Source organism: Enterobacter sp. DVT3837, assembly GCF_056238685.1.
Map to the genome: position 1 here is coordinate 1,621,689 of NZ_JBWDLA010000001.1, position 15,693 is coordinate 1,637,381.

Below are 15,693 nucleotides of genomic sequence, written 5' to 3' on the forward strand. Positions count from 1 at the left end.
CCGCGATTATAGGATAAAACGGCTCAGATCTTCATCTGCCACTAACGCATCCAGATGTTTACTCACATATTCTGCGTCAATGGTGATGGTTTGACCGTTAAGGTCGCTCGCATCATAAGAGATATCTTCCACCAGGCGTTCCAGCACGGTATGGAGACGACGCGCACCGATGTTCTCGGTGGTTTCGTTCACCTGCCATGCGGCCTGGGCGATACGTTTGATACCGTCATGGGTGAACTCGAGGTTCACACCTTCGGTCGCCATCAGCGCTTTGTACTGTACGGTAGCAGAGGCATTTGGCTCGGTCAGGATACGCTCGAAATCTTCAGTGGTCAGCGCCTGCAGCTCAACGCGGATGGGCAGACGACCCTGCAGTTCCGGGATCAGGTCAGACGGGCTGGCAACCTGGAATGCACCGGAGGCGATAAACAGAATGTGGTCCGTTTTTACCATGCCGTGCTTAGTGGAAACGGTGCAGCCTTCAACCAGCGGCAGCAGGTCGCGCTGAACGCCTTCACGGGACACATCCGGGCCGGAGCTGTTGCCGCCACGTTTACAGATTTTATCGATTTCGTCGATAAACACGATACCGTGCTGCTCAACCGCGTCGATAGCATCCTGTTTCAGCTCTTCCGGGTTCACAAGTTTTGCCGCTTCTTCTTCGATAAGCAGCTTCATCGCGTCCTTGATTTTCAGCTTACGCGCTTTCTGCTTCTGGCCGCCCAGGTTCTGGAACATGGACTGCAGCTGGCTGGTCATCTCCTCCATACCTGGAGGGGCCATGATTTCCACGCCCATCGGTGCGGCCGCGAGATCGATCTCAATCTCTTTATCATCCAGCTGGCCTTCACGCAGTTTTTTGCGGAACGCCTGACGTGCGGCTGAAGGTTCAGACTGTTGTTCAGCCTGGCCCCAGTTGTTTTTTGCCGGTGGGATCAACACGTCGAGAATGCGCTCTTCGGCCATCTCTTCCGCGCGGTAGCGGTTTTTCTCAATCGCCTGAACGCGCACCATTTTGATAGCAGAATCGGTCAGATCGCGGATGATAGAATCCACTTCTTTACCGACATAACCCACTTCGGTGAACTTGGTGGCTTCAACTTTGATGAACGGTGCGTTAGCCAGCTTCGCCAGACGACGGGCGATCTCGGTTTTACCGACGCCGGTCGGGCCGATCATCAGAATGTTTTTCGGCGTCACTTCATGGCGCAGCTCTTCGTCAAGCTGCATACGACGCCAGCGGTTACGCAGGGCGATCGCCACGGAGCGCTTGGCGTTATCCTGGCCGATAATATGTTTGTTCAGTTCGCTAACAATTTCGCGTGGGGTCATTTCAGACATGGGAGATCCTTACGCTTTAGACGGTAATTCTTCGATGGTGTGGTTGTGGTTGGTATAAATGCAGATATCACCTGCAATATCCAACGCCTTCACCGCGATATCTCGCGCGTTCATGTCGGTATTTTCCAACAGCGCGCGGGCTGCAGCCTGGGCATAAGGGCCGCCAGAGCCGATGGCAATCAGGTCGTTTTCCGGCTGAATGACGTCACCGTTACCGGTGATAATCAGAGACGCGGTTTCGTCGGCTACGGCCAGCAGCGCTTCGAGCTTGCGCAGCATGCGGTCGGTACGCCAGTCTTTCGCCAGCTCAACAGCGGCTTTCACCAGATGACCCTGGTGCATTTCCAGTTTGCGTTCAAAAAGTTCAAACAGCGTGAAGGCATCAGCGGTGCCGCCAGCAAAACCGGCGATCACTTTGTCGTTATAGAGACGACGTACTTTCTTCACGTTGCCTTTCATGACGGTATTACCCAGCGTGGCCTGGCCATCACCGGCGATTACCACATGGCCGTTACGGCGTACACTTACTATTGTTGTCACGAGCAGACCCCCTGGTTACAGAATCGGGAAACAGAAGCCCTGAGCCTGTGCTCAGGGCTGAATAGAATGATAGATGGGGGGGAAATTGGGGGTTTCAACCCCCGGATGCGAGTCGAATACAGTTTGTGTGACCGGCGACTTTCAAACGTGAAATGGTGCCATCAGCATTTTCTTTGCCTTTAACCGGGCCAATCACCACGCGATTCCAGCCATTGTTGGTGGTAATCCGTGAATCAAACCCTTCAAAGGCCAGTTGTGCGCGCACCGTTTCCGCCTGCTCTGCACCTTTAAACGAACCGCACTGAACCATCCAGCGGCGCTCATCTTTCTTCTCCGCTGTCTGCTTCGGTGCATCGGTCTCTTTAGTGATCGGCGCTGCCTGCTGCGTTTTCGGCTGCTGAGCGGTGGTATGCGCTGGCGTCTGCAAGAGATCCTGATATGGCTGAGCCGTCTGCTTCTGTGGCTGAACCTTCGGCTGTTGTTGAACCGGCTGGGACTGCACCGTACGCGTCTGCTGCTGGTAAGGTTGTTCCGTTACCCGCGGCTGTGCTTTCGGCTGCTGTACCGGCTGGGTTTGCGCCCACTGTTGTTGCTGTTGCTGAATTTGTTGTTGCGCCTGACGTCGCTGTAACGTTTGCTGACGCTGTGCCGGAGTCTGTTCATTCCACGGGACTTCATTCAACTGCGTGGGTTGCTGGCGCATATCAGCCTGCATTTGTGCCAACAACTGACGCTGTTCATCCGTCAACTGATTGGCATTCTGCACTTCTCCGCCTGCGGAAGGCTCGGTTGGCGCACGTACGCCAGGCTGACGACTTTCCAGCTCTTTGATATAGCGCCAGCGTTCTTCAGGCTTCGGAGGAAGACCGTTTCCGGCCACTTTGCTGGCCTGAAGCGCCTCAGACTCTTCTTTTTTATGGTGCGTAATAAAGTACAGTCCACCAATAAAGGCGACGACTACAGCCGCAGCAATAGCGACCATTGCTGGCGAGACAGCAGGCAGGTTACTCTGCTTTTTCCTTGAGCTACTCTTTTTGCGTCGCGAAGGTGCCGGCTGGCCGCGACGTACATAATCTCGTTGTGCCACTATCGTTTCGCTGTATTTATTCGTTCGTCAGTCCGCCATGTTACTTAAGCGGCGGGGCTTTGACCAGATAAGGGTGTCCGAAAGACGTTTACTTTAAGTCAATGCCTGGGTAGAACCACGAACAATCAGTTCGCAGTCCAGCAACCGCGAGCCGCTGCTAACTGTTTGACCGTGAAGCTGATCCAGCAGAAGAAGCATCGCTTCGCGGCCAATTTGATAACGCGGCTGAGCGACCGTTGAGAGCGGCGGATCGCAAAATTCTGAAAGCGAAATATTATCGAATCCGATGATCGATAAATCTTTCGGTATCCGCAGGCCACGACGTTTGGCATACGACAATGCGCCCAACGCCATTACGTCGCTGTGACAGAAAACGGCGGTTGGTGGCTCAGGCAGGTCCAGAAGTTTTTCCAGCGCCTGTCCACCCGCAGCGAAGGTGAAGTCACCACGAGCAATATAGTGCGGATCGACAGTGACGCCGGTACGGCGCAGCGCCTGAACGTAACCCTGCAGACGGTAGTGGCACAGTGGCATCTCTTCCGGCCCGGCAATGCAGCCAATACGTTTATGCCCCAGTTCCTGGAGATAGTTGACGGCGTTGAATGCGGCGGTGAGGTTATCGATATGGACCGTCGGCAGCTCCAGCTCTGGCGCAAACTCGTTGGCCATGACCATCGGCGGTAAATTACGCTGCTCTTCAATGCTGGCATCAAACGGCAAGCGAGAGCCAAGCAGCAACATACCGTCGATCTGCTTGGTGATAATGAGGTCGATAAAGGTTTTTTCCTGCTGGTTCTGGTGCGCGCAGTCGCCAATCAGTACCAGATAACCCTGTTCAGCCGCGGTCACTTCAATACCGCGGATAATCTCGCTGAAAAAGGGATCGCAGATGTCCGGCACAATCACCAGGATGGTGCGCGACTCATTGCGTTTGACGTTACGGCCCATCGCCTGTGGAAAATAGCCCACTTCCAGCGCAGCCTGCTCAACCCGGTTACGGGTCGCCTGGGAGACTTTATCCGGATTCATTAATGCGCGGGATACTGTTGCCGTAGAGACCTGTGCTTTCTGGGCAACGTCTTTCATGGTCGCCGGTGCAACCTCTTTGCTGGACTTCAACGTCTTCTCCTCGCCTGAACACCGAACTTCTGACATCACCATTTTTACAGATAGTTAATGGAATCGGTTACAGAATTTTCATAAAAAGTGTGAGGAACGTTAAATTTTTCGATCCGTCTTCAGCCTTCGATGGGATCGACGTCCAGCACCCACTTCACTTTTCGCGCTTCCGGAAGGGTGTTAATCAGTACCAGCGCGCCGCTGACGATATGCTGGAGACGAATTCTCGAAGGGTGCTGGAGCAAAATTTGCCAGCGAAAACGTCCGCCGCGCTTTGGTGCCAGTGCCGGAACCGGGCCCAAAATCCACAGCTGGTTATCCACCAGTGGACTGGCCTGCAGGAGGTTTCTCAGCTGCTGCAGGAAAAGTGGGGCCTGCTGGTTGTTATGATCTTCTGCACGAATGATCACGTGGCTGGTCCACGGCGGCAGCTGCAGGGTCTGGCGTTCTGCCAGCGCCTGTTCAGCAAAAGCATCGTAGCCTTTGTGTAGCAGGGTCTGGAGTAACGGGTGTTCAGGGTGGTGCGTTTGCAGAACCACTTCGCCCTGTTTGCCCGCGCGTCCGGCACGACCGGCGACCTGGGTATAAAGCTGGGCAAAACGTTCCGCGGAACGGAAGTCTGCTGAGAAGAGTGCGCCGTCGACATCCAGCAGGGCAACCAGCGTTACATCCGGGAAATGGTGTCCTTTCGCCAGCATCTGGGTGCCAATCAAAATGCGGGCACCGCCACGATGCACTTCCGCCAGTTGTTGTTCCAGCGCGCCTTTGCGGCTGGTGGTGTCCCGGTCGATGCGGGACAGGGGGACGTCAGGGAAGAAGGGCGCAAGAGCTTGTTCCAGCTGTTCAGTCCCCAGACCCACCGGCACAATGTGCGTTGAACCACACGATGGACACTGGCGCGGAACAGGGCGCTGACTGTCGCAGTGGTGGCAGCGCAAATGACGCTGGGCCTGATGGAAGGTGTAGTAATGATCGCAGCGCGGGCACTCGGCAATCCAGCCGCAGTCGTGGCACAGCAGGGCTGGCGCAAATCCGCGCCGGTTGAGAAACAGAATGACCTGGTTCCCGGCCTGCAAATGCTGGCGCATCCGGGTGATAAGCGCGGGTGCTAACCCCGCCTGAACCTGCTGTCCTTTCAGATCCAGTACGTGCTGAATGGCCGGGCGCGCATTTCCCGCGCGACGCGTCAGGCGCAGCATATGGTATTTACGCTGGCGCACGTTGTGCAGCGTTTCGAGCGCCGGCGTGGCGGAGCCGAGAATAATAGGAATTTGCTCGCTGTGCGCGCGATAGACCGCCAGATCGCGGGCGTGATAGCGCCAGCCTTCCTGCTGTTTATAGGAGCTGTCGTGCTCTTCGTCGATCACGATAACGCCAAGATTTTTAAACGGCGTAAACAGCGACGAGCGGGTGCCGATCACAATCGCCGCTTCACCGTTTTTCGCTTTCAGCCAGGCGTTGAGGCGCTCGCTGTCGTTCAGGCCGGAGTGCAGCACCTCAACCGGCGCGTTAAAGCGCTCGCGGAATCGGGCGATGGTTTGCGGCGTCAGGCCAATTTCCGGCACCATCACCAGCGCCTGTTTGCCCTGTGCGAGCACGTTTTCCAGCACGCTCAGGTAGACTTCGGTCTTGCCGGAACCGGTAACTCCCGCCAGCAGCCAGGCAGAGAAATGATCGGAGGCGCTATGGATCGCGCCGACGGCGGTGGCCTGCTCGGTATTCAGACGCAGGCGATCACCTGAAACGGAGAAACTCTCTCGCCAGTCGTAAAGCGCAGGCGCTTCGCTGCCCAGTTCACTCAGCCCTTTCTTTCTCAGGGCCTGTAGCGCCGTTTCGCTGATCTCAAGTTCGTCGACCTGATGACGCCAGATTTTCCCCTGGCGCAGCGCCGCCAGCGCCTGCTGCTGTTTCTGCGAGCGTTTGAGGCTGTTGATGTCGACAGCCTGACCTTCTTCGGTGGCAAACCAGTACCACATCGGCGCATGGCTGGCGCTCTTACCCTGACGCAGCATAATGGGCAGGGCGTGGAACAGGACGTCGCCGATGGGATGGTGGTAGTAATCCGCCGCCCACAGCAGAAGTCGCCAGGTGCTGCTGGAGTAAACCGGCTCACTGTCCAGCACCTCAACAACCGATTTCAGTTCATTAAGCGGTAACTCGCTCTTATCGCTGACCGAAACCACAATCCCCACGCGCTGCTGCTTGCCAAAGGGCACGGTCACGCGACAGCCCGCTTTGGCGCTCATGCTGTCAGGCAGCAGATAGTCAAAGGTGCGGGAAAGCGGAACGGGCAGGGCAACGTGAGCGACGGGCATCTAATCTTCCTGACTTGAAAAGTGGCGCGTTAGTATACACATTAGTAAAAGCGGCGTGCGGATCAGTTTGCATACGTTGGTCAAATTCTGTATGATTCGCCGCCTTTGGTGTACTTTACGCCAAAGAACTTACAATCAACATCGCGTGGTGTCTGGCGTTAGGGCTGGAAGAGCGACGCGGCCTTAACTGAGGTTCTCCCATGAAAAAAGATATTCACCCGAAATACGAAATGATTACTGCAAACTGTTCTTGCGGTAACTCTATCCAGATCCGCTCTACCGTGGGTCACGATCTGAACCTGGACGTGTGCGGCAAATGCCACCCGTTCTACACTGGTAAGCAGCGTGATGTTGCAACCGGTGGCCGTGTTGACCGCTTCAACAAGCGTTTCAGCATCCCGGGCGCTAAATAAGTTTCCCGAAAAAAAGGCACCGCAAGGTGCCTTTTTTGTATCCGCTTTTCAGTATTCCCACGTCTCCGGGTCAATACCCAGTTCACGCATGATCACCTTCGCCTCTTCCGGGATTTCGTCGCTACGCTCTTTGCGCAGATCGTCATCGTTCGGCAACGGTTGACCGGTAAACGCATGCAGAAACGCTTCGCACAACAGTTCGCTGTTGGTTGCGTGGCGCAGGTTGTTCACCTGACGACGCGTACGTTCATCGGTGAGGATCTTCAACACCTTCAGAGGAATGGAAACCGTAATTTTCTTTACTTGCTCACTCTTCTTACCGTGCTCAGCGTATGGGCTGATATATTCGCCGCTCCATTCAGCCATGAGATACCTTTAATCCTCTCAGTCATTTATCTAAGGGTGCAAAACCTGTAACTCTGGGTTTTGAACCGTAATCTTGCCTAGTTTACCGTAGAGACGATACCGTGGCACGGATATTGCCGCTGCAGCGTGCACTAAAGCATATAATTTTAACGGCTATTTGCGCATTGCTCAATCTATACGCAAAGAAGTTTAGATGTCCAGATGTATTGACGTCCATACATTCAATGTTTACTCTGGTGCCTGACTTTTCACCTCATTCGCCAGGAAGCCTTCACCATGACGCGTAAACAGGCCACTATTGCAGTGCGTAGCGGATTAAATGATGACGAGCAGTACGGCTGCGTTGTCCCGCCGATTCATCTTTCCAGTACCTATAATTTCACCGGATTTAATGAACCCCGCGCGCATGATTACTCGCGTCGTGGCAACCCTACGCGTGATGTGACCCAGCGCGCGCTGGCTGAGCTGGAAGGTGGCGCAGGTGCAGTATTAACCAATACCGGTATGTCCGCCATTCACCTGGTGACAACGGTGTTCCTGAAACCGGGTGATCTGCTGGTTGCGCCGCACGACTGCTACGGCGGCAGCTATCGTCTGTTTGATAGTCTGGCAAAGCGCGGCTGTTATCGCGTGCTGTTTGTCGATCAAAACGACGAACAGGCGCTGAAACAGGCGCTGGCAGAGAAACCGAAGCTGGTACTGGTGGAAAGTCCAAGCAACCCATTGTTGCGCGTTGTCGACATTGCGAAAATTTGTCAGCTCGCAAGGGATGCGGGAGCGATAAGTGTAGTGGATAATACATTCCTCAGTCCGGCCCTTCAGAACCCATTAGCATTGGGTGCTGATCTGGTATTGCATTCATGCACTAAATATCTGAACGGCCATTCTGACGTGGTCGCGGGTGTGGTGATTGCAAAAGATCCCGAGGTTGTCACGGAACTGGCATGGTGGGCCAATAACATTGGCGTCACCGCGGGTGCCTTCGACAGCTACTTGCTGTTACGTGGCATTCGTACGCTGTCGCCGCGCATGGAAGTGGCGCAGCGCAATGCTCAGGCGATTGTCGATTTCCTGAAAACGCAGCCGCTGGTGAAGAAGCTCTATCACCCGTCGCTGCCGGAAAACCAGGGGCACGAGATCGCCGCGCGCCAGCAGAAGGGATTTGGCGCGATGTTAAGTTTTGAACTGGACGGTGACGAGCAAACGCTGCGTCGCTTCCTGAGCGGGCTGTCATTGTTTACGCTGGCGGAATCCTTAGGTGGGGTTGAAAGCTTAATCTCCCACGCCGCGACCATGACGCACGCAGGTATGGCACCTGAAGCACGTGCCGCCGCCGGTATTTCCGAGACGCTGCTGCGAATCTCAACCGGTATTGAAGATTCTGAAGATTTAATTGCCGATCTGGAAAATGGCTTCCGGGTCGCAGCCAAGGGGTAATCATGAGTGTGATAGCGCAGGCAGGGGCGAAGGGTCGTCAGCTGCACAAGTTTGGTGGTAGTAGTCTTGCTGATGTGAAATGTTATCTGCGTGTCGCAGGGATCATGACAGAGTATTCGCAGCCGGGGGACATGATGGTTGTCTCCGCGGCGGGCAGCACCACCAACCAGTTGATTAGCTGGCTGAAATTGAGCCAGACCGATCGCCTTTCTGCGCATCAGGTGCAACAGTCCTTACGTCGTTATCAGAGCGAGCTGATTGCCGGCCTGCTGCCTGCAGACGTAGCGGACGGGTTGATCAGTGCCTTCACCCATGACCTTGAGCGTCTTGCTGCCCTGCTGGACAGCGGCATTACCGAAGCGGTGTATGCCGAAGTGGTCGGCCACGGGGAAGTGTGGTCTGCGCGTCTGATGGCTGCCGTATTGCAACATCTTGGTGTTGAAGCCGCCTGGCTCGACGCGCGCGATTTCCTGCGCGCTGAGCGTGCTGCACAGCCGCAGGTCGACGAAGGATTGTCTTACCCGTTACTGCAACAGCTGCTGGTGCAACATCCAGGTAAACGCATTGTCGTCACCGGCTTTATCAGCCGCAGCAATGCGGGCGAAACGGTGCTGCTGGGGCGTAACGGCTCCGACTACTCTGCAACGCAAATCGGTGCTCTGGCGGGCGTGTCCCGCGTCACCATCTGGAGTGATGTGGCTGGTGTTTACAGCGCCGACCCGCGCAAAGTGAAAGATGCCTGTTTACTGCCGCTGCTGCGTCTCGACGAAGCCAGCGAACTGGCACGTCTGGCGGCACCGGTACTGCACGCGCGCACGCTGCAGCCAGTCTCCGGCAGCGATATTGACCTGCAGCTGCGCTGCAGTTACACCCCGGATCAGGGCTCCACGCGCATTGAGCGCGTGCTGGCTTCCGGTACCGGAGCGCGTATTGTTACCAGCCACGACGACATCTGTCTGATTGAGTTCCAGGTTCCGGCAGGACAGGATTTCAAAATGGCACATAAGGACATCGACCTGGTGTTAAAGCGTGCTCAGGTGCGTCCGCTGGCCGTTGGCGTGCATAACGACCGCCAGCTGCTGCAGTTCTGCTATACCGCAGAAGTGGCGGACAGCGCGCTGAAAATTCTGGATGAAGCGGGCCTGCCGGGCGAGCTTCGCCTGCGTCAGGGGCTGGCGCTGGTGGCGATGGTGGGGGCGGGTGTCACCCGTAACCCTCTGCACTGCCACCGTTTCTGGCAGCAACTGAAGGGACAGCCGGTTGAGTTTACCTGGCAGTCCGAAGAGGGCATCAGCCTGGTCGCCGTGCTGCGTAAAGGGCCTACCGATAGCCTGATTCAGGGTCTGCATACCTCTCTGTTCCGCGCAGAAAAACGCATTGGCCTGGTGCTGTTCGGTAAAGGCAACATCGGTTCCCGCTGGCTGGAGCTGTTTGCCCGCGAACAGGTCACTCTCTCTGCACGTACCGGGTTTGAATTTATTCTCGCTGGCGTGGTGGACAGCCGCCGCAGCCTGCTGAACTACGAAGGGCTGGACGCCAGCCGTGCGCTTGCTTTCTTTAATGATGAAGCCGTCGAGCAGGATGAAGAGTCGCTGTTCCTGTGGATGCGTGCGCACCCGTATGACGATCTGGTAGTGCTGGACGTCACCGCCAGCGAACAACTGGCCGATCAGTATCTTGATTTCGCCAGCCATGGGTTCCACGTCATTAGCGCCAATAAGCTGGCGGGGGCAAGCAGTACCGATAAATACCGTCAGATCCACGACGCGTTTGAAAAAACAGGGCGTCACTGGCTCTATAACGCCACCGTGGGCGCGGGCCTGCCGGTTAACCACACCGTGCGTGATCTGATTGAAAGCGGCGACAGTATTCTGGCGCTGAGCGGTATCTTCTCCGGCACGCTCTCCTGGTTGTTCCTGCAGTTTGACGGCACCGTACCGTTCACCGACCTGGTGGATCAGGCGTGGCAGCAGGGCTTAACCGAGCCCGATCCGCGCGTTGACCTCTCCGGTAAAGATGTAATGCGTAAGCTGGTGATCCTCGCGCGTGAAGCCGGTTACGACATCGAACCGGATTCCGTGCGCGTCGAATCACTGGTGACTGCTGGCTGTGAAGAAGGTTCTATAGACCATTTCTTTGAAAATGGCGAAGAGCTTAACGAGCAGATGGTACAGCGTCTGGAAGCGGCGAACGAGATGGGGCTGGTACTGCGCTATGTGGCGCGTTTTGAGGCCAACGGAAAAGCGCGTGTGGGTGTTGAGGCGGTGCGTCCTGAACATCCGCTGGCAGCACTTTTGCCGTGCGATAACGTCTTCGCGATCGAAAGCCGCTGGTATCGTGATAACCCACTGGTGATCCGCGGTCCGGGGGCGGGGCGCGATGTGACCGCCGGCGCGATCCAGTCCGACATCAACCGCCTGGCTAAGTTACTGTAACGCCTGAATTTCCCTCTCTCTCCGGGAGAGGGAATTACCCTCATCATGAATTTTCCTCATATTCCCTGAGCAAACCTCACCGTTATTGTTGATTATTTCTGTTGACGTCCCCCCGCTTTTCCGTCATTTTTACATCTGGACGTCTAAACGTATAGAAGTTCACAAAACAACACACAACGACACGCGATTGATAGAGGTACGGTATGAGCTTTTTTCACGCCAACCAGCGGGAAGCCCTGAATCAGAGCCTGGCCGAAGTAAACGGCCAGATTAACGTCTCTTTTGAATTTTTCCCGCCGCGCACCAGTGAAATGGAGCAAACCCTGTGGAGCTCTATCGATCGCCTGAGCAGCCTGAAACCGAAGTTTGTCTCCGTAACCTACGGTGCAAACTCCGGCGAGCGTGACCGTACGCACAGCATCATTAAAGGCATTAAAGATCGTACCGGTCTGGAAGCGGCTCCGCACCTTACCTGTATTGACGCAACCCGTGATGAACTGCGTGCTATCGCTCAGGATTACTGGAACAACGGCATTCGTCATATTGTTGCCCTGCGCGGTGACCTGCCGCCGGGTAGCGGTAAGCCGGAAATGTATGCTGCCGACCTGGTCGCGCTGCTGAAAGACGTGGCCGATTTTGATATCTCCGTTGCCGCTTATCCTGAAGTTCACCCGGAAGCGAAAAGCGCCCAGGCCGATCTGCTTAACCTGAAGCGTAAAGTGGAAGCCGGTGCAAACCGCGCGATTACCCAGTTCTTCTTTGATGTGGAAAGCTACCTGCGCTTCCGTGACCGTTGTGTTTCCGCAGGCATCGACGTTGAAATCATCCCAGGTATTCTGCCGGTCTCTAACTTCAAACAGGCGAAGAAATTTGCTGACATGACGAATGTGCGCATTCCGCTTTGGATGTCTAAAATGTACGAAGGGCTGGACGATGACCCGGAAACACGCAAGCTGGTGGGCGCAAATATCGCGATGGACATGGTGAAGATTTTAAGTCGTGAAGGGGTGAAGGATTTCCACTTCTACACGCTGAACCGTGCGGAGATGAGTTACGCCATATGCCACACGCTCGGTGTTAGACCAGGCGTGTAACTAAAAAGCCCTCTTCGGAGGGTTTTTTGATTTATAAGGGTTTTATTTTCCTGTCATATCGGTAATTCTGCCAAAGACGTACAAAAGTCACAAATTTTCAAAGTGTAATTAAACGGAATTAACTATCGAATCTGTGGGTTATCCCAACTGTACCTTATCAATAAGGGCGTATATCGTAACGGTAACACTGTAAAAGGGAGCATAGCGATGAGCACGTCAGACGATACCAATAAAGTCGGCAAATGCCCGTTCCATCAGGGCGGTCACGATCAGAGCGCGGGGGCAGGTACCAGCAGCCGTGACTGGTGGCCAAAACAACTCCGTGTCGACCTTCTTAACCAACATTCCAACCGTTCGAACCCTCTGGGTGAAGACTTCGACTACCGCAAAGAATTCAGCAAACTTGATTACTCTGCGCTTAAAGGCGACCTCAAAGCACTTTTAACCGACTCTCAACCGTGGTGGCCAGCCGACTGGGGCAGCTATGCAGGTCTGTTTATTCGTATGGCCTGGCACGGTGCAGGCACCTATCGCTCCGTTGATGGGCGCGGTGGTGCAGGACGCGGTCAACAGCGCTTTGCGCCGCTGAACTCCTGGCCTGATAACGTCAGCCTGGATAAAGCACGCCGCCTGCTGTGGCCAATTAAGCAAAAATACGGGCAAAAAATCTCCTGGGCTGACCTGTTTATCCTCGCGGGTAACGTGGCGCTGGAAAACTCGGGTTTCCGCACCTTTGGTTTTGGTGCCGGGCGTGAAGACGTCTGGGAACCGGATATGGACGTTAACTGGGGCGACGAAACGACCTGGCTGAAGCACCGCGATCCGGAAGAGCTGGCGAAGCGTCCACTCGGCGCAACCGAAATGGGCCTGATTTACGTTAACCCGGAAGGGCCAAATGCCAGCGGCGAACCGCTGTCAGCGGCAGCGGCGATTCGCGCCACCTTTGGTAACATGGGTATGGATGACGAAGAGACCGTCGCGTTGATTGCAGGGGGGCATACTCTCGGTAAAACCCACGGTGCAGGAGAAGCGACCCATGTAGGTGCTGATCCGGAAGCCGCACCGATTGAGGCGCAGGGTCTTGGCTGGCATAGCACGCACGGCTCTGGCGTTGGCGAAGATGCTATCACCTCTGGTCTGGAAGTCATCTGGTCACAAACCCCGACCCAGTGGAGCAACTATTTCTTCGAGAACCTGTTCAAATATGAGTGGGTGCAGACACGTAGCCCGGCCGGTGCCATTCAGTTTGAAGCCGTAAATGCGCCGGACATTATGCCTGATCCGTTCGACCCGTCGAAAAAACGCAAACCAACCATGCTGGTCACCGACCTGACGCTGCGTTTTGACCCGGAATTCGAAAAAATTTCCCGTCGTTTCCTGAACGATCCGCAGGCTTTCAACGAAGCTTTCGCACGTGCATGGTTCAAACTGACCCACCGTGATATGGGGCCAAAAGCGCGGTACATTGGTCCGGAAGTGCCGAAAGAAGATCTGATTTGGCAGGATCCGCTGCCACAGTCGGTGTTCAACCCTTCGAAGGAAGATATTGAAAGTCTGAAAGCGGAAATTGCGGCATCAGGTCTCTCCGTAAGCGAGCTGGTTTCTGTTGCCTGGGCGTCTGCTTCAACCTTCCGCGGCGGCGATAAGCGTGGCGGTGCCAATGGCGCACGTCTGGCGCTGGCGCCTCAGCGTGACTGGGATGTGAACGCCGCAGCGGTTCGTGCACTTCCTGCTCTGGAAGCTATTCAGCGCACCACTAACAAAGCTTCCCTGGCAGATATTATCGTGCTGGCGGGCGTAGTAGGCGTGGAGCAAGCCGCGAAAGCGGCAGGCGTATATGTCACTGTACCGTTCACACCAGGCCGTGTGGATGCACGTCAGGATCAGACGGATATCGAGATGTTTAACCTGCTCGAACCGATTGCTGATGGCTTCCGCAACTATCGTGCCCAGGTTAATGCCTCGACCACGGAATCACTCCTGATTGATAAGGCCCAACAGCTGACGCTGACCGCGCCTGAACTGACGGTGCTGGTGGGTGGCTTGCGTGCATTGGGTGCTAACTTCGATGGCAGCAAGAATGGCGTGTTCACCGACCGCGAGGGCGTGCTGAGTAATGACTTCTTCGTCAATCTGCTGGATATGAATACCCAATGGAAAGCGACCGATGAGTCAAACGAACTGTTTGCCGGTAGCGACCGCGCCAGCGGTGAAGTGAAATATACCGCGACCCGTGCCGATCTGGTCTTCGGCTCTAATGCCGTCCTGCGCGCGCTGGCAGAAGTTTATGCCAGCAGCGATGCCAGCGAGAAGTTTGTCCGTGACTTCGTTGCAGCATGGGCGAAAGTGATGGATTTGGATCGTTTCGACCTGCAGTAAATAAAAAATCCCCGCTTCGGCGGGGATTTTTTTAACACCATGTGGGCTGCGACTATTCCCACTCCTGTAAGAACCGCTGTCCGTACTGATCGGCAACCAACAGTGCCGCGTAAACCTGGTCCGGCGACACGCCGCCCGGCATGTTATGAATGGTTTCGCCTTCCGCGCAGGAGGCTTCCGCAATCAGACGCATTTTAGCCGGGATATCCTCTTTGATGTTCAGCTGTGCCAGCGTGATGGGCAAACCAACGCTGTGACAAAGCGCCGCGACGGTCTCTATTTCTTCTACCGGGGCGTTTTCCAGTACCAGCTGCGTCAGCGTACCGAATGCGACTTTTTCACCATGATAGAAGTGATGTGCGTCCGGCACTGCCGTCATGCCGTTGTGAATGGCGTGTGCTGCAGCCAGCCCGCCGCTTTCAAAACCGACGCCGCTGAGATACGTATTGGCTTCAATGATGCGTTCCAGCGCCGGTGTTACGACGTGCTGTTCCGCCGCCAGCATCGCTTTTTCACCCTCTTCAATCAGCGTGTTGTAGCACAGCTCGGCGAGCGCTAACGCAGCCTGCGTACATTTGCCTCCTGCCATGGTGGTTGCGCCACTGCGGGAACAGGCTCGTGCTTCAAACCAGGTGGCCAGTGCATCGCCAATCCCCGCAGCCAGCAGACGCGGCGGTGCTCCTGCAACCACATTGGTGTCGACGATAACCATGTTCGGGTTGTGCGGTAGCATCAGGTAGCGATCGAACTCGCCGTTGTCGGTATAAATCACGGAAAGCGCGCTGCACGGCGCATCAGTGGAGGCGATAGTCGGTGCAATGGCGACCGGCACGTCCATAAAGTGTGCCAGCGCTTTGGCGGTATCCAGCGTTTTTCCGCCGCCGATACCCAGTACCGCCATGCAGTCGGCACTGTCTGCCAGTTTTTTCAGTCGATCGATTTCATTTTGCGAACATTCGCCGCCAAACGGCACGATTTCAGCATGCAGTTCTGCGTTTTTAAAACTCTTGCGTAAAGTCTCTTCAGCAAAGCCCAGCACAAATTTATCGCCAACCACCAGCCAGCGCTGTGCAAGTGGCTTCAGATAGTCGCCGAGACGGGTTAACACATTAGCGCCCTGGATGTATTTCCCCGGCGATTGAATGATACGGTCCATAACAGTTCTCC

The 15,693-nt window shown here is 55.5% G+C and carries 12 protein-coding genes; 5 read left to right on the top strand and 7 right to left on the bottom strand.

Annotated features, from left to right (window positions below):
* Window positions 1–6: 6 nt before the first annotated feature.
* The 5 genes from hslU to priA form a co-directional block, all read right to left on the bottom strand.
* The gene (hslU, locus tag AC0XWG_RS07975; RefSeq protein ID WP_475680518.1) at window positions 7–1,341 is read right to left on the bottom strand and encodes an HslU--HslV peptidase ATPase subunit; all 1,335 of its coding nucleotides are present in this window, start codon (window positions 1,339–1,341) and stop codon (window positions 7–9) included.
* Window positions 1,342–1,350: 9 nt separating this feature from the next.
* Window positions 1,351–1,881: an ATP-dependent protease subunit HslV gene (gene hslV, locus AC0XWG_RS07980; RefSeq protein WP_014172194.1), complete on the bottom strand. Its 531-nt coding sequence runs from the start codon at window positions 1,879–1,881 to the stop codon at window positions 1,351–1,353.
* A gap of 94 nt (window positions 1,882–1,975) precedes the next feature.
* Complete coding sequence (gene ftsN, locus AC0XWG_RS07985) at window positions 1,976–2,968, bottom strand: cell division protein FtsN (protein WP_475680519.1); 993 nt, start codon at window positions 2,966–2,968, stop codon at window positions 1,976–1,978.
* Between the two features lie 93 nt (window positions 2,969–3,061).
* Window positions 3,062–4,087, bottom strand: a complete 1,026-nt coding sequence (cytR, locus tag AC0XWG_RS07990) for a DNA-binding transcriptional regulator CytR (protein WP_316943014.1) — start codon at window positions 4,085–4,087, stop codon at window positions 3,062–3,064.
* A gap of 119 nt (window positions 4,088–4,206) precedes the next feature.
* A complete protein-coding gene (priA, locus tag AC0XWG_RS07995) occupies window positions 4,207–6,402 on the bottom strand; it encodes a primosomal protein N' (RefSeq protein ID WP_475680520.1) in 2,196 nt (731 codons plus the stop codon).
* Window positions 6,403–6,602: 200 nt separating this feature from the next.
* Between priA and rpmE the strand changes: the two genes are divergently transcribed.
* On the top strand, window positions 6,603–6,815 hold the full coding sequence (rpmE, locus tag AC0XWG_RS08000; protein ID WP_003862040.1) for a 50S ribosomal protein L31: 213 nt from the start codon (window positions 6,603–6,605) through the stop codon (window positions 6,813–6,815).
* A gap of 48 nt (window positions 6,816–6,863) precedes the next feature.
* Here rpmE and metJ read toward each other — a convergent pair whose 3' ends face one another.
* Entirely contained in the window at window positions 6,864–7,181 is a 318-nt protein-coding gene (gene metJ / locus AC0XWG_RS08005) for a met regulon transcriptional regulator MetJ (protein ID WP_003862042.1), read from the bottom strand.
* 276 nt (window positions 7,182–7,457) lie between these two features.
* On the opposite strand from metJ, the gene metB reads away from it, so the two are divergent.
* From metB to katG, 4 genes are all read left to right on the top strand, one after another.
* Window positions 7,458–8,618: a cystathionine gamma-synthase gene (gene metB / locus AC0XWG_RS08010; RefSeq protein WP_049004901.1), complete on the top strand. Its 1,161-nt coding sequence runs from the start codon at window positions 7,458–7,460 to the stop codon at window positions 8,616–8,618.
* A 2-nt stretch (window positions 8,619–8,620) separates the two neighbouring features.
* Window positions 8,621–11,053, top strand: coding sequence for a bifunctional aspartate kinase/homoserine dehydrogenase II (locus tag AC0XWG_RS08015; RefSeq protein WP_475680521.1), 2,433 nt, complete (start codon window positions 8,621–8,623; stop codon window positions 11,051–11,053).
* 203 nt (window positions 11,054–11,256) lie between these two features.
* Complete coding sequence (gene metF / locus AC0XWG_RS08020) at window positions 11,257–12,147, top strand: methylenetetrahydrofolate reductase (protein WP_028018106.1); 891 nt, start codon at window positions 11,257–11,259, stop codon at window positions 12,145–12,147.
* 207 nt (window positions 12,148–12,354) lie between these two features.
* A complete protein-coding gene (gene katG / locus AC0XWG_RS08025) occupies window positions 12,355–14,526 on the top strand; it encodes a catalase/peroxidase HPI (RefSeq protein WP_108091199.1) in 2,172 nt (723 codons plus the stop codon).
* A 52-nt stretch (window positions 14,527–14,578) separates the two neighbouring features.
* Here katG and gldA read toward each other — a convergent pair whose 3' ends face one another.
* A complete protein-coding gene (gene gldA / locus AC0XWG_RS08030) occupies window positions 14,579–15,682 on the bottom strand; it encodes a bifunctional L-1,2-propanediol dehydrogenase/glycerol dehydrogenase (protein ID WP_128348442.1) in 1,104 nt (367 codons plus the stop codon).
* Between the last annotated feature and the right edge of the window lie 11 nt (window positions 15,683–15,693).

Coding starts and splice junctions, on each gene's coding strand:
- hslU (WP_475680518.1), bottom strand. CDS start 1,341: ATGTCTGAAATGACCCCACGCGAAATTGTTAGCGAACTGAACAAACAT.
- priA (WP_475680520.1), bottom strand. CDS start 6,402: ATGCCCGTCGCTCACGTTGCCCTGCCCGTTCCGCTTTCCCGCACCTTT.
- rpmE (WP_003862040.1), top strand. CDS start 6,603: ATGAAAAAAGATATTCACCCGAAATACGAAATGATTACTGCAAACTGT.
- metJ (WP_003862042.1), bottom strand. CDS start 7,181: ATGGCTGAATGGAGCGGCGAATATATCAGCCCATACGCTGAGCACGGT.
- metB (WP_049004901.1), top strand. CDS start 7,458: ATGACGCGTAAACAGGCCACTATTGCAGTGCGTAGCGGATTAAATGAT.
- AC0XWG_RS08015 (WP_475680521.1), top strand. CDS start 8,621: ATGAGTGTGATAGCGCAGGCAGGGGCGAAGGGTCGTCAGCTGCACAAG.
- metF (WP_028018106.1), top strand. CDS start 11,257: ATGAGCTTTTTTCACGCCAACCAGCGGGAAGCCCTGAATCAGAGCCTG.
- katG (WP_108091199.1), top strand. CDS start 12,355: ATGAGCACGTCAGACGATACCAATAAAGTCGGCAAATGCCCGTTCCAT.
- gldA (WP_128348442.1), bottom strand. CDS start 15,682: ATGGACCGTATCATTCAATCGCCGGGGAAATACATCCAGGGCGCTAAT.